The sequence below is a fragment of the Streptosporangium sp. NPDC023825 genome (assembly GCF_040639575.1).
Taxonomy (GTDB): Bacteria; Actinomycetota; Actinomycetes; order Streptosporangiales; family Streptosporangiaceae; genus Streptosporangium.
Genome location: NZ_JBFAAE010000058.1, coordinates 19987 through 43535 on the forward strand (window position 1 = coordinate 19987; position 23549 = coordinate 43535).

At 69.4% G+C, this 23549-nt stretch carries 24 protein-coding genes; 11 read left to right on the forward strand and 13 right to left on the reverse strand.

Annotated features, from left to right (window positions below):
• Window positions 1-52: 52 nt before the first annotated feature.
• On the reverse strand, window positions 53-343 hold the full coding sequence (locus AB0G15_RS34405) for an antibiotic biosynthesis monooxygenase (protein ID WP_362848052.1): 291 nt from the start codon (window positions 341-343) through the stop codon (window positions 53-55).
• Between the two features lie 60 nt (window positions 344-403).
• Between AB0G15_RS34405 and AB0G15_RS34410 the strand changes: the two genes are divergently transcribed.
• Window positions 404-1036, forward strand: coding sequence for a helix-turn-helix domain-containing protein (locus AB0G15_RS34410; protein WP_362848054.1), 633 nt, complete (start codon window positions 404-406; stop codon window positions 1034-1036).
• A gap of 298 nt (window positions 1037-1334) precedes the next feature.
• Here the strand turns inward: AB0G15_RS34410 and AB0G15_RS34415 are convergent, their stop codons facing one another.
• Window positions 1335-1904, reverse strand: coding sequence for a dihydrofolate reductase family protein (locus AB0G15_RS34415; RefSeq protein ID WP_362848057.1), 570 nt, complete (start codon window positions 1902-1904; stop codon window positions 1335-1337).
• A 399-nt stretch (window positions 1905-2303) separates the two neighbouring features.
• On the opposite strand from AB0G15_RS34415, the gene AB0G15_RS34420 reads away from it, so the two are divergent.
• Complete coding sequence (locus AB0G15_RS34420) at window positions 2304-2891, forward strand: TetR family transcriptional regulator (protein ID WP_362848059.1); 588 nt, start codon at window positions 2304-2306, stop codon at window positions 2889-2891.
• Between the two features lie 236 nt (window positions 2892-3127).
• Here AB0G15_RS34420 and AB0G15_RS34425 read toward each other — a convergent pair whose 3' ends face one another.
• From AB0G15_RS34425 to AB0G15_RS34435, 3 genes are read right to left on the reverse strand one after another with little or no spacing between them, the layout of a single operon-like run.
• Complete coding sequence (locus AB0G15_RS34425; protein ID WP_362848062.1) at window positions 3128-3886, reverse strand: ABC transporter permease; 759 nt, start codon at window positions 3884-3886, stop codon at window positions 3128-3130.
• Window positions 3883-4836, reverse strand: a complete 954-nt coding sequence (locus AB0G15_RS34430; protein ID WP_362848065.1) for an ATP-binding cassette domain-containing protein — start codon at window positions 4834-4836, stop codon at window positions 3883-3885. Before AB0G15_RS34430 ends, AB0G15_RS34425 begins: the two co-directional genes overlap by 4 nt.
• Window positions 4837-4841: 5 nt before the next feature.
• The gene (locus tag AB0G15_RS34435) at window positions 4842-5840 is read right to left on the reverse strand and encodes a cytochrome P450 (RefSeq protein WP_362848068.1); all 999 of its coding nucleotides are present in this window, start codon (window positions 5838-5840) and stop codon (window positions 4842-4844) included.
• Between the two features lie 146 nt (window positions 5841-5986).
• On the opposite strand from AB0G15_RS34435, the gene AB0G15_RS34440 reads away from it, so the two are divergent.
• Complete coding sequence (locus tag AB0G15_RS34440; RefSeq protein WP_362848071.1) at window positions 5987-6688, forward strand: helix-turn-helix domain-containing protein; 702 nt, start codon at window positions 5987-5989, stop codon at window positions 6686-6688.
• Between the two features lie 31 nt (window positions 6689-6719).
• Here AB0G15_RS34440 and AB0G15_RS34445 read toward each other — a convergent pair whose 3' ends face one another.
• Window positions 6720-7208 (reverse strand): MarR family winged helix-turn-helix transcriptional regulator, encoded by a 489-nt coding sequence (locus AB0G15_RS34445; RefSeq protein ID WP_362848074.1) that lies wholly within the window; start codon window positions 7206-7208, stop codon window positions 6720-6722.
• 64 nt (window positions 7209-7272) lie between these two features.
• On the opposite strand from AB0G15_RS34445, the gene AB0G15_RS34450 reads away from it, so the two are divergent.
• On the forward strand, window positions 7273-7653 hold the full coding sequence (locus AB0G15_RS34450) for a hypothetical protein (protein ID WP_362848077.1): 381 nt from the start codon (window positions 7273-7275) through the stop codon (window positions 7651-7653).
• A 191-nt stretch (window positions 7654-7844) separates the two neighbouring features.
• Here the strand turns inward: AB0G15_RS34450 and AB0G15_RS34455 are convergent, their stop codons facing one another.
• Window positions 7845-8135: a hypothetical protein gene (locus tag AB0G15_RS34455; RefSeq protein ID WP_362848080.1), complete on the reverse strand. Its 291-nt coding sequence runs from the start codon at window positions 8133-8135 to the stop codon at window positions 7845-7847.
• 10 nt (window positions 8136-8145) lie between these two features.
• On the opposite strand from AB0G15_RS34455, the gene AB0G15_RS34460 reads away from it, so the two are divergent.
• Together AB0G15_RS34460 and AB0G15_RS34465 are read left to right on the forward strand one after the other, a co-directional pair.
• Window positions 8146-8322 carry a hypothetical protein gene (locus AB0G15_RS34460; protein WP_362848083.1) on the forward strand — a complete coding sequence of 59 codons (177 nt, stop codon included), beginning with the start codon at window positions 8146-8148 and terminating at the stop codon, window positions 8320-8322.
• A 46-nt stretch (window positions 8323-8368) separates the two neighbouring features.
• The gene (locus AB0G15_RS34465) at window positions 8369-8581 is read left to right on the forward strand and encodes a hypothetical protein (protein ID WP_362848086.1); all 213 of its coding nucleotides are present in this window, start codon (window positions 8369-8371) and stop codon (window positions 8579-8581) included.
• Between the two features lie 241 nt (window positions 8582-8822).
• Here AB0G15_RS34465 and AB0G15_RS34470 read toward each other — a convergent pair whose 3' ends face one another.
• Both AB0G15_RS34470 and AB0G15_RS34475 read right to left on the reverse strand, forming a co-directional pair.
• Complete coding sequence (locus AB0G15_RS34470; protein WP_362848088.1) at window positions 8823-10274, reverse strand: alkaline phosphatase PhoX; 1452 nt, start codon at window positions 10272-10274, stop codon at window positions 8823-8825.
• Between the two features lie 723 nt (window positions 10275-10997).
• On the reverse strand, window positions 10998-11849 hold the full coding sequence (locus AB0G15_RS34475; RefSeq protein ID WP_362848091.1) for a hypothetical protein: 852 nt from the start codon (window positions 11847-11849) through the stop codon (window positions 10998-11000).
• An 835-nt stretch (window positions 11850-12684) separates the two neighbouring features.
• Between AB0G15_RS34475 and AB0G15_RS34480 the strand changes: the two genes are divergently transcribed.
• The gene (locus AB0G15_RS34480; protein WP_362848150.1) at window positions 12685-15510 is read left to right on the forward strand and encodes an AAA family ATPase; all 2826 of its coding nucleotides are present in this window, start codon (window positions 12685-12687) and stop codon (window positions 15508-15510) included.
• A gap of 145 nt (window positions 15511-15655) precedes the next feature.
• Here the strand turns inward: AB0G15_RS34480 and AB0G15_RS34485 are convergent, their stop codons facing one another.
• Window positions 15656-17017, reverse strand: a complete 1362-nt coding sequence (locus AB0G15_RS34485) for a S1 family peptidase (protein WP_362848093.1) — start codon at window positions 17015-17017, stop codon at window positions 15656-15658.
• 245 nt (window positions 17018-17262) lie between these two features.
• Between AB0G15_RS34485 and AB0G15_RS34490 the strand changes: the two genes are divergently transcribed.
• The 3 genes from AB0G15_RS34490 to AB0G15_RS34500 all read left to right on the forward strand — a co-directional run bounded on the left by AB0G15_RS34490 (window position 17263) and on the right by AB0G15_RS34500 (window position 19530).
• Window positions 17263-17676 carry a hypothetical protein gene (locus AB0G15_RS34490; RefSeq protein WP_362848095.1) on the forward strand — a complete coding sequence of 138 codons (414 nt, stop codon included), beginning with the start codon at window positions 17263-17265 and terminating at the stop codon, window positions 17674-17676.
• A 97-nt stretch (window positions 17677-17773) separates the two neighbouring features.
• A complete protein-coding gene (locus AB0G15_RS34495) occupies window positions 17774-18685 on the forward strand; it encodes an NAD(P)H-binding protein (RefSeq protein ID WP_362848153.1) in 912 nt (303 codons plus the stop codon).
• Window positions 18682-19530: an NAD(P)H-binding protein gene (locus tag AB0G15_RS34500; RefSeq protein WP_362848097.1), complete on the forward strand. Its 849-nt coding sequence runs from the start codon at window positions 18682-18684 to the stop codon at window positions 19528-19530. Before AB0G15_RS34495 ends, AB0G15_RS34500 begins: the two co-directional genes overlap by 4 nt.
• Here AB0G15_RS34500 and AB0G15_RS34505 read toward each other — a convergent pair.
• Window positions 19511-19699 (reverse strand): hypothetical protein, encoded by a 189-nt coding sequence (locus AB0G15_RS34505; RefSeq protein WP_362848100.1) that lies wholly within the window; start codon window positions 19697-19699, stop codon window positions 19511-19513. The genes AB0G15_RS34500 and AB0G15_RS34505 overlap by 20 nt on opposite strands.
• 211 nt (window positions 19700-19910) lie before the next feature.
• Window positions 19911-20219 carry a hypothetical protein gene (locus AB0G15_RS34510; RefSeq protein WP_362848103.1) on the reverse strand — a complete coding sequence of 103 codons (309 nt, stop codon included), beginning with the start codon at window positions 20217-20219 and terminating at the stop codon, window positions 19911-19913.
• A gap of 746 nt (window positions 20220-20965) precedes the next feature.
• On the opposite strand from AB0G15_RS34510, the gene ltrA reads away from it, so the two are divergent.
• Window positions 20966-22228: a group II intron reverse transcriptase/maturase gene (gene ltrA, locus AB0G15_RS34515; protein WP_362848106.1), complete on the forward strand. Its 1263-nt coding sequence runs from the start codon at window positions 20966-20968 to the stop codon at window positions 22226-22228.
• Between the two features lie 420 nt (window positions 22229-22648).
• On the opposite strand, the gene AB0G15_RS34520 is transcribed toward ltrA, so the two are convergent.
• The gene (locus AB0G15_RS34520; protein WP_362848108.1) at window positions 22649-23428 is read right to left on the reverse strand and encodes an NAD(P)H-dependent oxidoreductase; all 780 of its coding nucleotides are present in this window, start codon (window positions 23426-23428) and stop codon (window positions 22649-22651) included.
• Between the last annotated feature and the right edge of the window lie 121 nt (window positions 23429-23549).

Genomic DNA, 23549 nt, shown 5'->3' on the forward strand with positions numbered 1-23549 from the left:
TCTCCTCGGTGGGGGAACCCCGGCCCCGGGTCGCGGGGCCGGGGGCAGGCGGTCAGAGCTCGTCGAGGATCTCGACGTCCTCCGCCATGACCTCGCGGGCCACCTCGAACGCCGCGACGGCCGCCGCGGTGCCGGGCGCCGCCTGGCGGGCCGCCCGCAGGCTGGCGGCGCTGTCCCAGCGCCAGACGCCGACCCACGTCCCGTCGTCGAGCCGGCCGAGGCGTGCCTCGGTGAGGCCGGGCTGGGCGGCTCTGATCGCGGTGACCAGGGCGGCGTGCCTGGCCCGGACCTGGTCGGCGTCGGCGGGATCGGCCTGGAAGCGGGTGACGCTGACAAGCGACATGGCTAGACCTCTTCTCTAGAGTTGACTTCTAGTAACTGTATCTAGAGATAGACTCTAGCCATGAGTGATGTCAAACCGGTGAGCAAGCGAGCGCGGAAGGCGCAGGAGACGCGACAGCGCATCCTGGCGGCGGCACTGGAGCTGTTCGTGCGGGACGGATACGGCGCGACGAACCTTCAGGACGTCGCCGGCCAGGCCGGGGTCGCGGTGCAGACGATCTACTTCGTCTTCGGCAACAAGCGCGCCCTGCTGAAGGAACTGGTCGACGTCACGATCGCGGGCGACGACGAGCCCGTGGCCACGATGGACCGGCGGTGGTACACCGACGCGCTGGCCGCGGACACCGCCCACGACATGGTCCGCGCCTACGTCACCGGCACGACCTCCATCCTGGAACGAGCCGCACCCATCGGCAAAGTCCTGGAAGGAGCGGTCGCGAGCGACCCCGAGGTCGCCGCCCTGTGGCCGCACGAGGTCGATCCGCGCTACGTCGTCCATCGAGAGGCCGCCGAAGCGCTGGTCGCCAAACCGGGCGCACGGGAACGACTGCCGGCGGAGGAGGCGGCCGATCTGCTGTTCGGCCTGCTCAGCCCCGAGCTGTACCTGCTGTTCACCCGCGAGCGGGGCTGGTCACGCGAGCGCTGGGAGCAGTGGGCCGACCAGACCCTTCGCGCCCAGCTCTGTTCGGGCTAGGTCTGCCGGCGGGCCTCGGCGGGCGGCGAACCTCGCACCGGCCGGACCGGCCTCGCCGCGGGGCGGCCGCCCGTCATCAGGCCGGGGCGGCCGAGACGGCCGGACCGTCGTGCCGGCGGGCTGCGTCAGGTCGTGGAGCGGGAGCTTCTGCGCGCCGTGCCCGCGGAAGGCGAGCAGGCGCGCAGGCTCGTGGCGAGTGGCTCGGCCGCGACCGCACGGCGGTCGCGGCCGGGGAGTCGACGTGCGGGCGGTCCAGGGTGGCGAGGTGATCGCCGGTGGACCGTCCCCACCACAGCGATCACTTCCTGTCGTAGGTGAGGATGACCGTGCCGTTCTCGAGGGCGCGGGTGCCCGTGAGCTCGAAGTGGGTGGGGGAGAAGTCGGCGGTGAACAGGGGGATCCCGGCTCCGACGACCACCGGGTAGAGCTTGACGACGAGCTTGTCGATCTCCGGGAGCAGGGTGCCCGCCAGCCGGGCGCCGCCCGTCAGGTAGATGTCCTTGCCGTCCTCGGCCTTCAGCCGGCGGATCCTGCCGACCACGTCGGTGGAGATGATCTCAACCGCGGGGTCCAGGGTCTCCTTCATGCTTTCTGAGACCACGTACTGGCGCAGGTGGGTGTACGGGCTGGTGACCCCGATCTCCAGGGCGGGCTCGTAGGTGACGCGCCCCTGCACGCCGACGTCGAAGTTCCGGTTGGGGCCGTGCACGCCGAGCTGCTCACGTATGTGTGTCGGCAGGGTGTCGGGATAGTCCTCGACGATGAAGTCGATGACGTCCTGCGTCACCGGGAAGAAGTCGGCGCTCCCGTCGGGGGCGGCGATGCGGCCGTCGATGGTCATGCCGATGTAGTAAACGAGCTTTCGCATTTCTGGTCCTGTTCGCGGTCTTTATGCGGCTTCGAATGGGGAGGCGTGAAGCGGCGGCGTCCTGGGGCCGGCCGCGCCGGGCTACCGGTTACCCGCCTTGGACAGCCGGGCTACCGGTTTCCGGGCTTGGGCAGGGGCCTGGGCCGCGGCGCCGAGCGCGGCTGGGGATTCGGCTGCCGGTGGCCCGGCCCGGCCTGGGGGAAGGGGCGTGAGGCCGGGCCGGCGGTCCATGACGGAGCGGCGGCGGACGGCGCGGTGAAGCCGGTCAGGGCGTTGAGCTGAACTCGCATCTCTGGGTTCCTCCGAGTTGATGCCTTCGGCGTAGTACTCTGCCTGTAGTGGTTGAACCGTAGTACTATGATTGAAGTGGTGTCAACATCGATTCCAGGGGAGATCGCAATGCGGCAGAACCCGGCACGACGGGCGGCGCTCCTCGACGCGGCCATCGAGGTCCTGGCCCGCGAGGGGGCGCGCGGACTGACCTTCCGCGCCGTCGACGTCGAGGCGCGGGTGCCCAACGGCACGGCTTCCAACTACTTCGACAACCGCGATGATCTGCTCACCCAGGTCGGCCACCGCTTCTACGAGCGGCTGAAGCCCGAGCCGGGGGTGATGGCCGCCGTCCTGGAGGGTCCGCGTGACCGCGACCGGGTCACCGAGCTCATGCACGACCTGGTGGACCGCGTCAGCCACTTCCGCTCCGGATACCTGGCACTGCTGGAGCTACGCCTGGAGGCCACCCGCCGCCCGGAACTGCGGCGCCTGCTCACCGAACGCATCCGTGCCGACGTCGACGCCAACATCAGCCACCACGTCCAGGCCGGCCTGCCCGGCGACGCGACCACCGTGGTCCTGCTCTATCTGGCGCTGAACTGGCTGATCCTGGAACGGCTCACGCTGCCCGACATCTTTCCCGAGGACCAGATCCACGCCCTGGTCACCGACGTGGTCGAACGCATCCTGCCCGGCCCCCGACGCGCGACCTGACGCCCGCGTGCCGGGCGTTCTCCCCAGGACGCCGGCCGATCACGGCGGCCTGGGGAAGAAACCGTCCCGGCTGGAGGCGGTCAACGACCTGGACCGTGACCTGATGACCTCCTGGGAGGTCCTGCGCGAGCGCCCCGCCGACCTGGCCCGCGTGCGCGCCTTGACACCGCGTTCACGCGCCGAGCAGGAGGCGGCCTACGGTGACCCGTCCGATCCTGGACCGAATCCAGCGAACCTCACCGGTTGTAGAGCCTGCGTGCCCACAGATAACCGGCCAGGGCGATGCCCGCGCTCCACACAGCCGCCTCCAGGAAGCCGGACCCGGCCGGACGCCCGGCCAGCAGCGCGCGCAGCGTCTCGATGACAGGGGTGGCCGGCTGGTGCTCGGCGAACCAGCGCAGACCGGCCGGCATCGACTCGGTCGGGACGAAGCCGCTGCCGAGGAACGGCAGCAGCATCAGCGGCATCGGCAGGTTGCTGGCCGTGGCCACGTTCTTGGTGACCATGGCGAGCGCGACCGACAGCCAGGTGATCGCGAAGGTGAACATGGCCAGCACACCGACCACGCCGAGCCAGCCCGGCACCGAGGCGGACGGGCGGAACCCGATCAGCAGCGCCACCACGGTCACCATGGCGATCGCGAGGAACGTCTGCACCATCGCCCCGAGTACGTGCCCGGTGAGCACCGAGACGCGGGCGATGGCCATGGTCTTGAACCTGGCGATGATGCCCTCGGTCATGTCGGTCGCCACCGAGATCGTGGTCCCCTGCGCGGCCCCGACGATCGTCGTGATCATGATGCCGGGGATGAGGTAACCGGCGTAGGCGGCGCGGTCGGCGCCGATGCCCGCGCCCATGGCGCCGCCGAAGACGTAGACGAACAGCAGCAGGAACACCACGGGCACGGCCGTGAACGTGAGGATCAGCGCGGGGTAGCGCCAGATGTGTATGACCTGGCGCCGCAGCATCGTCGCCGAGTCGGTGATCGCTCTCATCGGGAGGGCTCCTGGGTCGAGGGCTCCTGGGTCAGGGTGAGGAAGACGTCGTCCAGGTCGGGGGTGTGCACCGACAGCTCGGCGACGTCGATGGCATGCGTGTCCAGCCACTCCAGGAGCCTCCTCAGCGTCCCGACTCCGCCGGAGTCGGGGATCTGGACGGTGAGCGCCGCGTCGTCGCCGGAGGTGGCGCCGACGTGGCCGGCCGCCCTGCGGTACCCGTCGGGGTCGGCGAAGCGCACGACGATGTGGCCGCCGGGGACCATTCGCTTGAGCTCCTGGGGGGTGCCCTCGGCCACCAGCCGGCCCTGGCTGAGCAGCGCGATGCGGTCGGCGAGTTCGTCGGCCTCCTCCAGGTACTGGGTGGTCAGGAAGATGGTCACGCCGTCCTGCTGGACGAGGTCCCTGACGATCTGCCACATGGTGCGGCGGCTGCGCGGGTCCAGGCCCGTGGTCGGTTCGTCGAGGAAGATGAGCCCGGGCGTGCCGACCATGGTCATGGCGAGGTCGAGCCGGCGGCGCATGCCGCCCGAGTAGGTGACCGCGGGCTTGCGCGCGGCGTCGGTGAGGTCGAAGCGCTCCAGCAGTTCGCGGACGCGCCCACGGCCCTTGGCGCGGCCGAGGTGGAGCAGGTCGGCCATGAGCCGCAGATTCTCCTCGCCGGTGAGGAAGCCGTCGACCGCGGAGAACTGGCCGGTGACGCCGATCGCGGCACGCACCTTGTCGGCTTCCCTGGCCAGGTCGTGCCCGGCGACCCGGATCTCGCCCGCGTCGGCCTTGATCAGGGTGGACAGGATCTGCACCGTGGTGGTCTTGCCCGCGCCGTTGGGGCCGAGCAGCGAGAAGACGGTGCCCTGCGGGATGGCGAGGTCGATGCCGTCCAGGACGCGGTGGGCGCCGTAGGACTTACGCAGCCCCGTCACCGAGACGAAGTTTCGCGTGGTCCGCATCGCGTTCACCCCCGATCCCAGGTGACGGGCAGGCTGTGCACGCCGTACACCTGCGAGGGGCCGGTGCGCGGCGACAGCTCCTCAGCCGGTACGGCGAGCCGCAGCGTGGGGAAGCGGATGAGCAGCGCGGGAAACGCGACACGCGTCTCGATGCGGGCAGGCTGCTGACCGAGGCACTGGTGGACGCCGTGGCCGAAGGCCAGATGCCCGGCGGCCGAACGGCGCAGATCGAGCACGTCGGGGTCTGCGAACCTGGCCGGGTCCCTGTTGGCGGCGTTGATCGCGATGATGACCGTGTCGCCCGCCCTGAGCTGCCTGCCGCCGAACTCCTCGTCGGTCAGGTCGCCGCCGGTGGCCAGGTCGCTGAGCAGGCCGTCGGTCGGCTTGGCCCGCTTGGCGAGCGCGAGCTCCCGCAGGTACGCGCCGAGCTCGGCGAAGGTGGCGTACTGCGCCTCGGCGGTCCCGGCGTCCGGCAGTGCCCGGGCGGAGTTCTGGAACCGGTCGCGGTCCTCGTACGGCACGCCGAGCAACTCACAGATCATCAGCGCTGGAACCGGCTGCGTGAAGACCTCGACGAGGTCGGCGGGCGGCCCCTGCCGCTCCATCGCGTCGAGCCGCTCACGGGTGATCTCGGTGACCCGCTCGGTGAGCAGGTTCATCCTGCGGACGGTGAACCTGCCCGCCAGCAGCTTGCGGAAGCGGGTGTGTCGGGGTGCGACCATGCCGGTCAGGTCGCCGACGGGGGCGGGCGGCAGGTGCCCGCCCGCCAGGGGGTGGTAGTGGGTCTCGTAGCGGGAGCTGAACCGCGGGTGGGCCAGGATCTGGCGGACCAGGTCGTATCCGGTGACGATCCAGACGCCGGGGGCGCCCTCGGGCACGGCCACGCGGGCGATCGGCCGCTCTGCGCGCAGGGCGGTGAGCGAAGGGGCCGGATCGAAGGGGCAGGCGGGTGAGCGGTCGAGGGACGGGGTGATCGGCTCGTCGCGATAGTACGTGTTCATCATAATTGAAAGCTACGTTGCTTTCAGAAATTATGTCAATCAACCAATACATATATGCGCAGCTCAACATGGATAAATTGATGCGTGGACCCTGAAGCTGAATGCAATGAAGCATTGCATTGTGTGATGCCGAACGCAATAGTGGTCTCATGTCAGAAGGAAGGTTGACCCTGCAGGACCGCCGGCGCATCGCGACCGGCCTCGCCGAAGGCCGCTCCTACGCCGAGATCGCCAGGCGGCTGGACCGGCCGACCTCGACGATCAGCCGTGAGGTCGGCCGCAACGGCGGCCCCGGCGACTACCGCCCCGAGCGGGCGCACCAGGCGGCGGTGCGGCGGGCGCGGCGCGGCACCCCGGCACGTCCGCCCGAGGCCGAACCCCAGGACCGCAAGGTCTTCGAGGCGGAAGAGGGAGCCGTCGAGATGGCGATCGGGATGGGCCTGCCGAAAATGATGGCGCGCGTGCTCATCGGCCTGTGGCTGAGCGAGGACGGCAGGCTCACCGCGGCCGAGCTGTCGCGCGGGCTGAAGGTCAGTCCCGCCTCGATCTCCACGGCGGTGGGCTACCTGACCCGGCAGGGGCTGATCAGGCGCGAACGTGATCCGCGGCGGCGGCACGACATCTACGTGGTCGACGATGACGCCTGGTACCACTCGACGATGATCAGCTCGCAGCAGACGCTCGCGGCGGCGGAGATCGCGAAGGCGGCGGGGGAGACGCTCGGGCTCGACACGCCGGTGGGACGCCGCCTGGCCAGGGGCGGTGCGTTCCTGGAGCGGATCAGCCTGGACGCTCTGGCGTCGGCCGAACGCTGGCGCGACCTCCTGCCGCGATCAGACCGCAGGGCGTGATCAGCCGAACCCGATTTCCGTCTGGCCCTGGTCAGCTTCGCGGTTCGTCGTTCGGTTGCGGATCGCGGCGTTCCAGCGCGGCCTCGAAGGAGCGGAGCGCGGTGACGACGGTCGCGCGTTCGGCGGGCGACAGGTCGCTCATGACGTGTTCCCAGGCGGTGGCGCTGCCGGACAGCCAGGCGCGGATCGGTTCGGCGTAGGCCGGGGCGATGGCGATGATGCGGCGGCGACGGTCGGCGAGGTCGGCGGTCCGCTCCAAGACACGTGGCCGCACGAGTTCGCTGACCATGAGGCTGACGGTCGTCGGCGCCACCTCCAGCCGATCGGCGAGCTCGTTCACGCTGGCAGGGCCGTCGTATTCCAGGTGGGCCAGCAGGGCCAGGTGCCGGGGCGCCAGGTCGAGGTCTCGCAGTTCCGGCGGAATCGGCAGGCGTTTGGCGCGGCCGACGAGCCGAGGCATGAGCAACAGCAGCGTGCGGACGGCCTCGTCGACGGCGATACCACCCGGCTCGGTGGACATCAGCAACCCCTCACCGTTACCTTTAAACTCAAAGCCTTTAAGGTCAAAGAAAACGAGGTCCACTGTGCCGCATCTGACCGCCCATCTTCCAGACGCCAGGCTAGCGGGCAACGAACCCGAGCTCGTGATCGCCCTGACCGAGGCGATCGTCGGCGTCTACGGCGAGTGGGCGCGGCCGCTGGTGAGCATCCGGCTGTCCGGTGTTCCCACGGGCCGCTTCGCCCAGGGGGGCGTGCCCGTGGATACCGGCGCTTCGGTCACGTTGGGCGTCCGGGCAGGCGTGTTCGAACGTCCTGACGCCGCCGAGATCACCGCCCGCCTCGGCGCCGCCCTCACCGACGCGATCACATCGGTCCTGGGCGAGGAACTCCGCCCGGGCATCATGGTCGAGCTCCTCGCCTCTCCTCCGGAGCGGACCTTCGTCGGCGGCGCCCTCGCCCCGTGACCGCTCCACGCTGGAGCCGGATCCCGGCGTGAACCCTGTTCTCAGCGGCCCTTCGTCTGCGCGTTCGCCTCAGGCGGCCCCGCGGTCAAAGCGGCGGATCGGCGGATCGGCGGATCGGCGGTCAGGGTACGAGGCGATCGAAGTCGATCCCCTCCGGGAGCGGCGCCTTACCAGGGGGTACCGGTGAGCGCTCAGTCGTGCCGGTCGCGGTCTAACCGGTATGGGTCAGGTCCGCCCCCCCATCGGGGCGGCTGCGCGGCTGTCTCGTGTGCCTGTGCCGCCCGATGGGCCGGGTAGGCGGCCCGGACCGGAACGCGGAAACGGCCCTGGCCGGCGAGTGCTGCGGCCGACGTGAGTTTGTGGACGCCGCCGGCCGCACCGTCGACCAGCAGTGTCGTGTCGTCCTGTATGCCGAGCAGGTCGAGGGCGCGGGTCGCGGTCTCGACGCCGGTGCCCGCCGCGCCGGCTTCGGCCCACGTCATGCCGTGCGGCTTGCGCGCCCAGAAAGCCCAGGACCGCGTACTGCGCGCTCGCGCCGCCCAGCCGTGCCACGTCGACCGCGCCGAAGACCTCGTCGCCGACGGCGTAGTCCGTTACCTCGTCGCCGATCTCGTCGATCACTCCGGCGTCGTCGACGCCGGGGAGCGGCGGCCGCAGCCGCGCTGCTGACCGGCCTCGACACGGCGTGACGGTGTCGGCCGCGGGCGGGGCTCCAGTGTTCTCGCCGATCACCTTCCCGGCCAGTCAGCTGCCTGACTGGTTCAGGGCGGTGCACGACGTGCTCCCGTTCCGGCCCGCGCGCGACCTGCTGCGTGCCGGGCTGGTGTCGGGCGGCCAGGGGGTGAACTGGCCCGACCTGGTGGTGCTGCCGGCCTGGTGCCTGGTCGGGCTCGCGGTCAGCGTTCGCGCACTGGTCCGCCGTTCATGAGGTGCCCGGTGAGAGGCCGGCGAACCGTCTGCGCGCGGTCCGGTCGGCGGTCCGGGCGGGCCGCGCGCCCGGCAACGCGGCGGCCGAGGCGTTCAACGGCACCATCGAGGTCGAGCTCGATCCAGGACTCGAGGCGGTCGACCAGCGCGAAGCCGTCCTGGCAGGTCAGGACCCTGTTCTGGCGGGACCGAACGTGCCAGGACCGAGCTGCTCCGCACCCTCTGCCGGTCGATCGGGCTCGTCAGCCCAAATACTTCTCCCAGGGGCCCGTGATGGCCAGGGTGAGGCCGGGGTCCTGCATGTTGACGAAGAGCACCTTGCCGTCGGCGGTGAAGGTCGGGCCGCAGAACTCCGAGTCGTTGAGCTGGTTGCGAGCGATCGCGTACGTCGGGCCGCCCGGGATCGAGCTGAGCACGTGGGAGGCGCCCGAGCCGTCCTCAGCGAGCACGAGGCTTCCCCACGGGGTGACGGTGACGTTGTCCGGGCCGTCGAAGGTGAGGTCGCTGTACTTGGTCGGCGTGCCTTCCTCCGACGCGGTCTGGTGCGGGAAGTACGTCACCAGCTGGATGGTCTGGGCCCGGTAGTTGTAGAACCAGACCATGCCGTCGTGCGGGGCCGCGTCCGCCGGGAGGTCACCCTCGTCCCACGCGTAGGAGTTGACCACGTACACGCCCTCGTCGGTGCCCCACACGCCCTCGAACTTGCGTCCGCGGGTAACCTGGCCGTCGGCGAACTGCTCGCGCACGGTCTTGGTCCGCGCGTCGCGCTCAGGCACCTCGATCCACCGTACGGGGAAGGGGCGGCCCAGCTGGGCGGAGGTCAGGTAGGCGACGTCCGGCAGCACCGAGCCGTCATCCATGATGATCTGCATCGCGGCGAGGACGCCGGCGTCCGGAGCGAGGCGGGTGAGCACCCCGGGGCCGAGCTTGACGCCGCGGGGCGCGGTCCAGCGGTAGAAGAGGCCGTTGGGCCCGTCGGCGTCCTCGGAGAGGTAGATCTTGGTGCGGTCCTTGTCGATCGCCAGGGCCTCGTGGGCGTAGCGGCCCAGGCACTTGATCGGCCTCGGGTCCGCCTTGCCGTCGGCCGAGACCTCGAAGACGTAACCGTGGTCCTTCTGGAAGACGCCGGACTTGCCGTTCTCCTTCCAGGAATCCCCGGCCCGCTCCTCGGCCTCCTCGCAGGTCAGCCACGTCCCCCACGGGGTGGGCCCGCCCGCGCAGTTGGCGATGGTGCCGGAGAGGGCGACGAACTCGCCGTGGTTGCGGCCCGCGCGGTCAGTCCTGATTACGGTGCAGCCACCGGCGTCGACGGCGCCGGGGTCGTAGACAGTGCCCTTGACGTGCGGTACGCCGAACTCGGCGCCCGGGTCGATCTCGTGGTTCTGGATCAGGGTGTAACGGTCGCGGCCGGCGTCGTAGACGGCCATGCCGTCGTGGTCGGACGGCGTCGTTCCCTGGCCGCCGTCGAGCCGAGTGACGCCGGTCTTGGTGACCACGGAGTATTCGAAGCCCTTGGGCAGGGCCAGGATGCCGTCGGGGTCGTCCACGAGCGGCGGGAAGGGCGGGTGGCCGCTCCCGGCCGGCGGGCGGGGCCGGTCCGGGTGGGACTGGGCCAGGGACGGGAGGCTACCGGCGACGGCAAGACCTACGCCGACGGCACCGCCGGTGAGGAGGGTACGACGAGAAGGAGACACCTGGGCTAACTCCTGTTCAAAACAACCATGACGACTTGTCAACCAACTCCTGCGGACCGACGTGAACACTTCATCCATGTGATGGGACGGCGACATCGAGGCAAAGAATTAGGGTTGATCATTCCCCTGTCCAGGTGTTCGGGGCGTTTAGGCGGATACCGCACGCGCGGCCGAGGGCTTCCCCGGCGGTTCCGGCCGGAGGCCGCCGGACGGGGCGGGTGACGCCGTGCCCCGGCCCCAGGAGTCGGTTCACGACGAAGCGGCCTGATGGCATCCCAGTAGTAATCGTGAAAAATCCAACGGACCTGCCGCAAACTGGACAGAACCTGAGTACTGTCCCCTTCCCGGAACAGCGTCTGCCCAGGTCAGCACGGCGAGAGTGCTACGGGGCCAATCCGGCCCGATGCCGGGCTCGGCTATCCACAGCCGAAACCCCGGCTTCTACGATGCCTTCATCAGCGTAGGTCAGACGGTACTTCGTTGGAAATTTCTTCATTGCTACCGGAACCCCTAACCACGCGATCGCGGGCCAAGGCCGCCTCATCCTGGCCGGGGCTCCCTCGCATGCGAATCGACCTCGCTCCCCGCGCGATCATCGCGGCCGCGTCGACCACCAAGCCGCCCGCGCTCACCTGCGCATGCAGCGCGACGTGGCCGCCGCTCGAGTCACCCGTCCGGCAGCCGCCGCGTGAGTTTGACGGGTGCGCGCCGACCGCGCCGACTTCATGATCTTCGGAAAACGCTCGTTCTTCGACGGCCGTGCTGACCCGGGAGGCGACGCGGGGAAAGCGGTTGTAGCGTGGGCCAGCGATCGAGCATGCGATCGCGCATCATCGTGGTCAGGCCGCCGATGCCCGCGAGATCGGCGCTGTCGGCGGTGAGCTCGCCGACGACCCCCAGGCGGTGTAGCAGGCGCTGGCGGGCGGTGGCCGTGCCCCAGCGCCAGTCACGCTCAGCCGTCCTGGCCAGATGGTCGCTACCGTCGCGGCGGGCCCGTTCGACGAGAGCGTCGCCGCGCAGTAGCCAGCCGATACACGCATCGGCCAGGTCACCTTGGGGCTCGGCGCCGGTGGCGCTAGTCCACGCGGCGCGGTAGACCTCCTCGGCGCGGCGCAGCAGCGCCGAAGGGGTGGCGGTGACACACCAGCAGGTCGGGAAGGCGATACGCAGGTAAGCCAGCTCGGTCACTCCGTTGCCGAGGGAGGCCTGCTCGAAATCGACGAAACGGACTCCATCACGGGTGTACAGGTCGTTTCCAGGACAGGGATCCCCGTGCAACAGCGCGTTGCCCAGCACGTAGCCCAGCCGCTCGAGCACGCCGTCGAACTCCGCCCGAACCGCCGGTGCCACCGTGACGCCGAACTGGCCGGCCAGACGAACGAACGCGTCGAGATCGCCGGATCCGGGCGGGGACCAGCGCGGTAGCGCCCCGGCGTCGGCGGCGTTCGTCGTCGCGTGCAGCCGGGCCAGTGCCGCCGCGTAGTCGACCATCCAGCCATCAGCCGGCTCAGCGGCGTCGAGATGTTCCAAGACCAAGATCTGGTGGTCGGGGTCGGTGCCGAGGATTTCGGGCACCAGCGGCGGATCGGCCCGCGCGCGAGTCGCAACGCGCTCACCTCACGGTGGAAGCGCAGGTCAGCGTCCGCACCACCGGCGATCTGTTTGATCACCACGCTCGTCCCGTCCAGCTCCGCACGCCACACGCGCGAGCGCGGACTGCTGGTCAACCGGCGTAGCCGGGTCACCGGGCCGAGCCCGCAGATGCCGCTCGACCGAGGACCTTGACCATCCCATGCACCCCGCCCCTCGCCTTGCCTGCTCTTTCCCCACCTGCTCCTTCGTTCGTTCTACCTCGGCAATACCGGCACCGCTCGCCACTTCGCGACCGCGCCGACCGCTTGCCGAAGGTGACCCATCGATCAGGAGTCCGAGTGGCGGCTCACCGGAGCTGTAGGAGTTTCAAACCTTCATGGTCATAGTTGCGGGCGCATCGCCGTGGTTAAAGTGCCGTCATGCGTGTCGGCCCTCCTGACCCCGGCGGTGACATGGCTCTCCGGCAAGTCCTGCACATTCCCCACCTCGGCCATGGCTCGGGGGCTTATGAATTCAGGATGACCGTCGACGAAAAGGGAGACCGCCTGGCGAGTTTTTCGTCATAGGCGAGTCAGACTCTCAGCGGCGTCACGCACGCGCCCGGATAGGGCGCATCTCGATGATGAGTTCGGCGTGGAAGCCGGTCGGTGGCTCGAAGCCGCACATCTCGCGATGACGCGGGGACACGCCCTGCCTGGGTGACGGCGGGGCGGCCGCCGCTCCGGCCCGCACGGCTGGTCGGCCGAGATCGGACGGTGCAAGCGGAAGGGCTGGCTGGGCCCGGCCAAAATCGCATGAGGCATTCGGGGTGATCGGGATGATGGGGTACGCGCTGTCTGAGGTGGGAGGTCGCGCCCGCGAACTGGCCATCCTCGACCGTTTCCTGACCTCACTGTCCGGTGGCGCCGCGGCTCTCGTCCTGGCTGGCGACGCAGGCATCGGCAAGACCACGGTGTGGAACCATGGCGTCGCCCGCGCTGGTGCCCTCGGTCACCGCGTTCTGTCTTGCCGGCCCGCCGAGGCCGAGACCACACTGACGCTCAGCGCGCTGGCCGACCTGCTTCATGGCGTGCTTGAGGACGCGGGCGACATGCTTCCGCCGCTCCAGGCACAGGCTCTGCAGGTGGCGCTTCTTCAGCGGGCGGAGGCCGAGGGAGCACCGCTGGCCCCGCGTGCCCTCGGCGCCGCCGCGCTGTCGGCGGTGCGGGCCCTGGCGCGGAAGGGTCCCGTCCTGCTGGCGATCGACGACGTGCAGTGGCTGGACGAGACCAGCGCACAGACGATCGCCTACGTGGTGCGCCGTCTGACGGAGGAGCCCGTGGGCCTGCTCGTGGCGATGCGGACCAGGCCGTCAGCCGCCCCACCGCTGGGGCTGGCTCAGGCGCTGCCCGCCTCCCGCGTCGGCATGATGTGGCTGGGATCCCTCGGCCTGGGCGCGCTGCGTCGGATGCTATTGCGCCACACCGGTGAGGAGTGGAGCATGCCGGCACTTCGCTGCCTCCACCAGGCCTCGGGAGGCAACCCGCTGTACGCCCTGGAGATCGTACGGTCCCTTCACCGCACCGGCGCCTACCCGGGGCCCGGTGAACCGCTTCCCGTTCCCGAGTCGGTGGCGAAGCTGATGGGTGAGCGGATACGCGCGCTGGGTGAACCCGTCGTTGATGTGCTGTTGCATGTCGCGCTGCTGGCGCACCCGACGGTCGCGACGGTGCGGGCGGCGATCGGGGTGCCGGAAGGGCGGCTGTCCTCCCTGACGGTGGCGGAGGAGTTCGGCGTGATTGAGGTCCGGCAGGGCCGGATCGGTTTCACTCACCCGCTGCTGGCCTCCGCCGTCCGCGCGGTGACCTCGTCCGAGCGTCATCGGCGGGTGCGACGGCGGCTGGCTGAGGTGGTCTCCGATGTCGAGCAGCAGGGCCGACACCTGGCGCTGTGCGAAGACGGGCCGGACGAGAAGGTCGCGGCACTGCTGGAACAAGGAGCCGCCAGCGCCTGGCACCGGGGGAGCCCGGCGGCCGCTGCGGAACTGTGGAACCTGGCGGCGGCCCGTACCCCGCCAGCCGATATGGACGGTGGCCATCGGCGGACAGTCGACGAGGCGCGGTGCCTGCTCGCCGCAGGGGACGCCGCTCGTGCCCGTCGCGTGCTGGAGGCGGTGGTGGCGGCTAGGCCGCCGGACCCACTGCGGTCCCAGGCGCTGCTACGACTTGCCGAGGTCGTCTTCTACGAGGGCGGCACGGTCGAGGCGGGTCGGCTGTGCCAGCGCGCGCTGGTCGACGCGACCGGCCAGCGGGACCTGCAAGCGGAGCTACACCTACGCCGGGCCTGGTTCAGCACCCACGACGCGACCGAGCAACTGGCCGCCGCCGAGGCCGCCGTCGAGGTGCTTCAGTGGCCGGGGGCGTGTCCGGAGCCCGTGTTGTTGTCGTGCGCCTTGTCCGTACGGGCGATGTATCGGCTCACCAACGGCCTGGGCATCGCCCATCGCGATCTCGAGCGCGCCGCCCGCCTACTGCCGGCGCAGCCGTCGCGGCACTGGGCCGAAACATGGAGCCGACAGAGCCTGGGGGCCTGGGCCAAATGCGTGAACCCCGCTGAGGCGCGCAAGCGCTTCGCGGTCGAGCTCAGCCTGGCCACCGAATCTGGGGACGAACCCGCGATCGGACACGCGCTGATGCACCTCGCCGAGATCGACTGCTGGCTGGGGGACTGGCCGCGGGCCCGTCAGGAGGCACGGCGGTCCATCGAGGTGATCGAACTGACCGGCCAACGGCGCTGGCTCGGCTTCGGCCGGTACGCCCTGGCCCTGGTCGATGCGCACCTCGGTCGCGTCGGCGAGGCCGAGGCCGCCGCCCGGAATGCGTTGGAGCAGGCCGAGGAGTCCGGCGACCCGTACGTGGCCGCCCTGCTGCGGCAGGTCCTCGGCTTCGTCGCGCTGTCCGCGGCGGATCTCGAGCGGGCCGATCACCACCTGAGCCAGGCGGACGGACTGGTCGGCGCCATGAAGATCAAGGAACCGGCGCGCTACATGTTCCACGGCGACCAGATCGAGGCCGCTGCCGCCACCGGCCGGACGACGCAGGCGCGCAAGCTGCTCGCGCGGCTGCGGAACCGGGCCGAGGTCGCGCCGCGTCCCTGGCTGCTGGCGATCCTGCCCCGTAGCGAAGCGGTCGTCGCCGCAGCCGAGGGCGACCTGGACCGGGCGGCCCGCGCCGCGCAGCGGGCCTTGGACGCATGCGCCGCCTTGCCGATGCCCTTCGAACGCGGGCGCGCCCTGCTGGTATACGGCAAGGTCCTGCGGGCGAGCAAGCGGAAGATCCCGGCCAGGGACGTGCTGACCCAGGCCGAGCAGACCTTCGACGAGCTGGGTGCGCCGCTGTGGTCCGCGCAGGCGGCGGCCGAACTGCGCAGGTGCGGGCAGCGCCGGGTGCCCGATCGCCAGCTGACGCCCACCGAGCAGGAGATCCACCGGCTGGTCGCGTCCGGCCTGACCAACCGTGAGGTGGCCGGACGGATGTTCATCAGCGTCAAGACCGTCGAGGCCAACCTCACCCGCATCTACCGCAAGCTCGGCGTGCGCAACCGCAGCGAGCTGGCGGGGCTCGGTCCACGACCCGAGGCCGCCGACCGCCCCCGTACCGGCTGAGCCGATGCTCCCCCTAGCAGACCGGGGGCGGCGGGCGGACGTTCACGCGGTCGTGGCCGGGGTCCCGTCCGTTTAGGGGACTCCGGCCACGACCTCCCCCGGGCCCAGACAAGCGCTCCGGCGCGGGGGATCGGGAGAGGTGGGGCTAGCCGAACTGCACCTTCACGCCGAACTGGTTCTCCGCCCGCTCGATCGGGCTGAAGAACACATCGAGGCTGACCGGGTCATACCCGTGATGAACGCCTAAAGCCTGGTTGAGCACATACCAGGGGCCTCCGCTGTCGCCCGGCAGGCTGGCTGCCCCCGAGACGCGCACCATGTTCGAAGCGATCTTCGTGCAGCCGCCGCAGCCGCCCCACGGGAAGTTGATGCTCACGCTCGGATTGTTGATCACGCCGCAGGTGGTTCCGCTAGTCCGCCCGAAGTGGCAGACGTAGGCCCCCGACATGTAGCCGGAACTGCCGATGCGGGACGTCACGGTGCGTCGTGTGCTGAAGGTGTCCCAGAACTCAGGGACGTCGTCGTGGCCTGTGGTGGTGTGCCACTCCACTTCTCCGTTGGCGCCGATGTGCTCGCTGACGAACGGCGCGGAGAAGGTCGAGACGACCCCGCCAGCGGAGTTGTTCTGATCCATCTGGTTGATGCCCTCGCAGTGCGCGGCGGTGAGCACGCCCTCGGCCTGGTCGCTGGTGCGCCGGACGACGAAGGCCGAGGTGCACGCGTAGGCGCCACCGCTGCGGAGGATCGATCCTCCGTACCCGGTGCTGGGAACGGCCAGCCTGGTCCCGGGAGCGAGTTCCTTGATGGAGAAGTCGGAATTCTGCAGGGCGAGTCGGCCTCCGGCCAGGCGGGCGGTCAGCTTGTCGCGCAGTGCCCGCCCGCGCAGGTCCGGCTGTTCTCGCTGAAGCGCGAGTGTGAGTCCGATGCGCTGCGTCACCAGGTCGAAGTCCGAGCGGATTTGCGTGAAGCCCAGATCCTTGGCCGCCGCGTGCACCGCGTTCTGGCGGGCGACCATCTCGTCGAACGAGTACTTCCTCCCGCCGGTCAACTCGATCTCGGGAATGGTGCCCGCCTGCACCGCGTCCGGAACCTGGCCCTTGAAGTAGAGGGTGGCCGGCCTGTTCGCGGTGAAGTCGAACCGGCCTCCGGCGTACGACTGCGCCCGGACGTCCTCAGGCAGCGACTCCACGAGTTTCGTGACCCTCTGCTGGATGGTCAGCCGCCGCTTGGCCTCGGAGACCGAGACCTTCGCCAGGCCCGCGACGGCCGTGGCGTCCCGATCCAGGGCCTCCTCGGGGGTGATGAGGGCGCCGTCGTCAGGTGGGGAGGTTTCTGCGACCGCGTCGGGGGCGGCACTGGAAACGGGGGGCGGGTCGGCATGCGCGGGCAGTGCCGGCAGGGCCAGCAGGCTCCCGATAACCAGGAGACCAACCGCAGCCGTGCGCGGCGTGACGCGCCGGGCGCCGCTTGTGGCCCGCCCGGTTCTCACACCTGATGCAAGTCGCATCCGTCGTCCTCCAGTTGCTCGATCGGCGCGCCCGGCCCGCTGCCGGGGCGCTTCCAGGAGCAACGATGGCGTTGGGCCCACTCCCGAGTAATCGGGGAAATCCCTACCGAATGCGGCAGATCGGACAGCGACTCGCTGAAGCGCGGGCGCCCCGGTCCGACCCAACCTGACCCCCCGTTTTCACCGGTCCGGTCGTCATCGCGCTCGTCAACACCACCGACCCCACCACGGGCGTTCAGGCGGCCGTGACCAACATCGACCCGGCGATGGCCCAGGAGGTGGCGTTCGTGCGCTGCGCCTCGTGCTGGGAGCCCATGAGAAACCGGCCCAGCGAGTATGGTGCTCCGGCCCACCGCGCGGCCGTCGACATCGTCGAGAACGCCTCCTGGAGCGACGTGGCTCGGCTTCTGCTGCTGACCGGATCGATCCGACAGGGTGCGCGCGTTGGCCGGTATCGCCCTGGCCTCCATCTGCACCGACGCAATCGCGTGTACCTGTGGCACGAGTCTTACCGGCACTCCGGCATGGTGCGGGTGGGAAGTCGCTGCCAGGTTCAACCGGGCGACGAGCCGGAACGCCTGCCGCTGCCGGTCACCATCGAAAGCGATGCAAAACGCCCTTGGAACGATCCATATGCGGCTACTCAGAAACCGACCTAGCATCCCGGAAACGACCGCCGCCGCGAAGGGCCACAACGCGACGGCGGTCTGTTGTGCCATCCAGTCAGGCAACCGAAGGAGCAACGTGACGATTCTAGTGACAGGTGCGACCGGGAACATCGGTCGCCGTGTAGTGGATCGGCTGGTGGGTGCCGGTCAGCGGGTGCGAGCCATGACCCGCGATCCGCGGGCTGCGCGCCTCACCGACGGGGTCGAGGTGGTGTACGGGGATTTCGAGAGGCCTGAGACCTGGCCGGACGTGCTGGACGAAATCGAGCGCGTCTACCTGTTCCCCTTCCCCTATGTCGCCTCAGAGCCCAGGGCCGGGTTCGTCGAACAGGCGGCGAAGGTGGGTGTTCGCAGGTTCGTGGTGCACTCCGCCGCGGCTGCCGGATTCGCCCCCGGTGACGAGCCGGGTGACCGGAGCCTCAGCCCGCTCCGGCGCCACCTCGCCGAGGAACGGCAGGCTCATCGGGAGCTGGAGCTGATGGTGGAGGCCACCGATGCCGAATGGACCCATGTGCGACCGGGGCTGCTCGCGGTCAACGCCCTGGGATGGGCGGAGCGGATCCGCGCCGAGCGGGTGGTGCGTGAGCCGTACGGCACCGCCGGATATCCGCTGGTCCACGAGGCCGACATCGCCGAAGTGGCGGTCGCGGCACTGCTGGGCGACTCCCACGTCGGCGCCGCGTACACGATCACCGGTCCGGCGAAGATCTCGCAGGCCGAGCAGGTGAAGGCGATCGGCAGGGCGATCGGGGAAGAGATCCGCTTCGAGGAACTGACACCGGAGCAAGCCCGCGAGCAGTGGCTTCAGGACGGTTACCCGCCGGAGATGGCCGACTGGCGGATCGAGTTGCTGGCCGCGGCAGTCGACGGGCCGGGATCGCTCCCGCCGACCACCACCTTCCAGCAGATCACCGGACGCCCCACGCGTACCTTCGCGCGGTGGGCCCTCGACCACGCGGCGGACTTCCGTCCGGCCGGACGCACGGAGGAGGCGGCATGACGATCCTGGTGACCGGAGCGACCGGCCTGGTGGGCCGGGAGGTTGTCGGCCAACTACTGAAGACGGGCCACGATGTGCGCGCACTCACCCGCCGGCCCGCGGTCGCCGGGCTGCCCGAAGGGGTCACCGTGGTCGAGGGTGACCTGGAGCGGCCCGAGTCACTGCGGGCCGCCCTGCGAGGCGTCGAGCGGATGTACTTGTTCCCCGTTCCGCACGCGGTCTCCGACGTCGTCGCGATGGCGAAGCGGGCCGGCGTCCGGCAGGTGGTGGTCCTATCCGGAGCGGAGGCCGACGACGACGTGTTCGGGAGTGGCTACCAGGTCGTCGAACGGGCAGTGGAGGAGTCCGGGCTGGAGTGGACGCACCTGCGGCCAGGTGAGTTCGCGGGCAACTGGCTGGACTGGGCGGAGAGGGTGCGTACCGAGCGGGTGGTACGCCGGCCCTACGGCGGCGCGGTGACCCAGCCCACCCACGAGGCTGACGTCGCCGCGGTGGCCGCCACGGTCCTGGCCGAGGACGGCCACGCGGGCATGACGTACACCTTCGCCGGACCCGAGGCACTCACCGTGGCCGAGCAGGTGAAGGCGATCGGGGTGGCGATCGGTCAGGAGATCCGATTCGAGGAGCAGGATCCGACACAGGCCCGCGACGAGTGGATTCAGGATGGCTATCCGGCGGAGGTCGTCGACTGGCTGTTCGGAATGTGGGCGGAGTCCGCACGCGACCCCGCACCCGTCGACGAGGAGCGAGCCGCCGTCGTACAGCGTCTCACCGGCCGTCCCGGTCGCACCTTCGCGCGGTGGGCGGCGGATCATGCGGCGGACTTCAAACAACCCATCCCATAGAAAGGGCCGTTTCTAAGCCGATCTGAAGAGAGCCGATGAGATCCCGTCCGATCACCTCGATCGGACGGGATCGATCTCGTCCGTGCTCGGCGACCGCTGCAGGCACGTCGGCCAGCTTCGAAAAGTACCCCAGCCGCTGGTAGGCCTTCAACCACACCAGCAAGGACATCAGGTGCTGATCATCCTGTTCCTCAACCCCGGAAACGCCCGGGCCGACCCGACCGGTGGCACCTCTTCGTTAACGGCGTCTGTTGAGGCATCCGCCGTCGGGATCCAGTACGGCTTTGCACGTAGCGCAGGCTGGCAACGATCCTCGACGTGCCCTCGTCGCTGAATCCTCGTCGTTGCTCGCCCTCGCGCGTGGGGATGGCTGGCGTGCGTTACGGGGGTACGGCCGGAATATGGCAGAAGGGGGCCGTCGGGCCCGCTAGGCGGACCGGGGCCTGGGCACTGCCGAGCTGCTCGACGGCTTTGCCGTAGCGGTCGGTTACGTGGCCGCGCTCGCCGAGCTGGAAGGTGCGCCGGGCGGTGTCGGCGTTGCGCGCGGTGTAGTAGACCGCGACCAGCGCAGCCAGCCCGGTCGCCACGGCCAGCACCCGGCCGCGGACCGCATCCAGGGCCGTTGCCAGGTCCTTACCGGCCAACCCCTCCGGCCCGCCGATCGCCATCCCGTCCACGTGCTCCAGCACCCAGCGCGCCCCGGGCCCAGCACCCAGACGATCTCCGCCACCAACGCCACGCCGACCGCAGCCACCACTATCGAGACAGGCTTCACGTCCTCCACCGTGACCCGAATCGAGGTCCACAGCTAGAGCAAGCGGCACGCCTGCGACCCGTTTCTGCCGTATTCGTGTGTCCTGAACGTGAAGGAGAGTTCGATGTAGGCGAATGATCTGGAGCGATGCTGCTCGGACGATGAAGGTTTGGCCCTTCGAAGTCGCCCTGCGGAGGGAGGCTTCAAACCGCCTCATGCTGCGTTTGCTGAAGACAGTCGTGGTGAGCGATGAGGAAAAGGCGCTGCAAAGGCGTCAGGTAGGGACCGGGAAGGCGAACGCGAGTGAACCACTGACGACGTGTCGAAATCAGAACAGATGACATCGAAACCGGGGAGTGAATACGACCCCGGGATGAGCCTGGCGGGTGTCCGCTTATTGGCCAGGCGGTGTCCGGCATGGAGGTGGCGTGAGTCCGGTCTGCGGCGTTCGAGTGGAACAGGAGAAGGCGCTGTTCGGACACTGCCCGCCTCGGCGGGCGACAGGGGAGAGCTGTGGTCGGGGGAAACCCCGGGAGGCGGCGTCAGAGTACCCGTTGCCGGGCGCGCTGGCGGACCGGCCCGTAGTAGTGGTGAAGGTCCTGTAACGGGGCTGGAGCGAAGGGGCCGGGTCGTTCGTGACCCGTTTGTTCGATCAACCGGAAGTTCTCCGGGAGGAGTCGCGTGAACGAGTTGAAAGCACCGGGCAAGCCGTTTGAAATCTCCAAATGGGCTGTCCAGGTGGCGTGGGAGAAGGTCAAGGCGAATAAGGGCGTAGCCGGGGTGGACGGGGTATCCATCGGGGAATTTGAGAAGGATCTGAAGAACAACCTGTACAAGATCTGGAATCGAATGTCTTCGGGAACGTACTTTCCGCCTCCGGTCATGGCTGTGGAGATCCCGAAAGCGCACGGCGGTGGCACCAGGATGCTGGGCGTTCCTACCGTGGCGGATCGGATCGCGCAGACGGTGGTAGCCGGGGTGCTGGAAGCGAAGGTCGAACCGATCTTCCATCCAAGCTCCTATGGCTATCGTCCGGGCCGCTCGGCGCTGGATGCGGTCGGGGCCTGTCGGCAACGCTGCTGGGAGTTCGACTGGGTGGTCGAGTTCGACATCCGGAAGTTCTTCGACTCCGTGCCCTGGGCTCTGATCGTCAAGGCGGTCCAGGCGCACACCGACCTGCCGTGGGTGGTGCTGTATGTCCAGCGGTGGCTTGCCGCGCCGCTGGCACTGCCCGACGGAACCTTGCAAGATCGAGAGCGCGGAACCCCGCAGGGGTCGGCGATCTCACCCGTCCTGGCGAATCTGTTCCTGCACTACGCGTTCGACGCCTGGATCGCCCGGGAGTTCCCCGATGTGGTGTTCGAGCGCTACGCCGACGACGCGGTCGTGCACTGCTCCAGCCTGGGGCAGGCCGAAGAAGTGTTGGCGGCGATCAAGGGACGGATGGCCAAGGTCGGACTTCACCTGCACCCGGACAAGACCCGGATCGTGTACTGCAAGGACGACAGACGGCGCGGCTCACACGAGCACACGTCGTTCACGTTCCTGGGGTTCACCTTCCGGCCGCGAGGGGTGCGGACCAAGACCGGGAAGATGCGCTGCGGCTTCAACCCGGCGGTCAGCAAGAAAGCCTTGAAGCAGATGGGGGCGAAGGTGCGAGCCTGGCGGCTCCACCATCGCTCCGGGTCCTCCGAACACGACCTCGCACGGCAGATCAATCCGGTCGTGCGGGGCTGGATGCAGTACTACGGAGCGTTCTATCGCTCCGCGCTGCATCCCCTCCTGGCCCGCATCAACGCCTACCTGATGCGGTGGTCGCGCAACAAGTACAAGCGGCTACGGAGCCGAAAGAAGGCCCAAGCCCAGTGGGAAAGGGTCGTGAAGCTGCGGCCCACGTTCTTCGCTCACTGGATCTGGGTGAACACGGTTCCGGTAGTCTGGTGACCAGAACGACAAGAGCCGTGTAACGAGAGATTGTTACGCACGGTTCTGTGGGAGCCCCGGGCTGAGACGCCCGGGGCGACCCGACCGGCGGCACGACACCAGCCCCGAGCGCCTAGCCGAACGCCTGCTGCGGCCCGGCGGCGGACTCGCCGCCCTGCTGGCCGACGACCTGCAGCAGGCGCGGCCGGGGGATCGGCTGTGGGCGGCCGAGTACCTGACCGCCCGCTACAGCACCCCCGAACCCCAGCACAGCAGCCGGCGCGGTGACCACGGCGACGGCCAGCTCGACGGGTTGGGTGGTGGGCTCGGGGGTTGAGCAGCAACCGAACGGCCAGTGACGTTAGCGAGCCGTCGGAGCTCGGGTTATCGTCACTGGCCGTTCTGATGCGGGTGGTCGCTCGTCCTGTCCCTCGCCGGCGGCTAATCCCGCACGTGCAGGCCGAAACCCTTGCGGCCCGGCACTTCCAGGCCCTCCTTCAACCGCAGTGACGGGATCTCGTAGTCACCGAAGTTCTGGCGCCGGAACGCGATCGGCTCGGTCGACTCCAGGGTGAGCAGCCGCTGCTCCCAGGCCTTGGCGACGTCCGGGTAGTCCTCGTCGGTCATCCGGTCGGTGCCGTACAGCACGAACGGCGGCAGCACCTCCACGCCCGGGTAGTACAGGATCCCGTGGTGGATCGGGAACAGCAGGTCCTCGATCGGGCCGTTGATCCCGCGATCGGTGTAGTGGGACTCCGGGCCCCCGACGGTCACCGACAGGATCGCCCGCCGCCCCCGCAGCGTCCCCTCACCGAAACGCTCGCCGTACCGGGTCTCGTCGTGCACTCCGACGCCGTACGCGAAGTGGAAGGAGAACACCCGGTCCACCCAGCCTTTGAGGATCGCCGGCATCGTGTACCACCACATCGGGAACTGGAAGACCACCGTGTCGGCCCACAGCAGCTTCTCCTGCTCGGCCGCCACGTCGGGCGTGAGCGCGCCGGCGTCGTAGGCCCCGGCCGAACTCGGTATCACCTGCAGCGGGCTCGTGGCGTGCTCGCCGAAGTCCGCCGCGTCCACCACGGCCTTCCAGTTCATCGCGTACAGGTCGCTCACCCGCACCTGGTGCCCGGCGGCTTCGAGAGTGGACACGGCGAGGTCCTTCAAAGAGCCGTTCAGCGAACGCGGCTCGGGGTGGGCGTAGACAATGAGCGTCTTCATGGCTGTTCCCTTCAAAGAGGTGTGTCGCCATAGATGCTCGGGCCGCCGAGGCCTCGTCATTCAGGGGCGCCTCTTCCATCGGACGGGACTTCCTGGTAACAGCAGGACCACCCTCACGTGC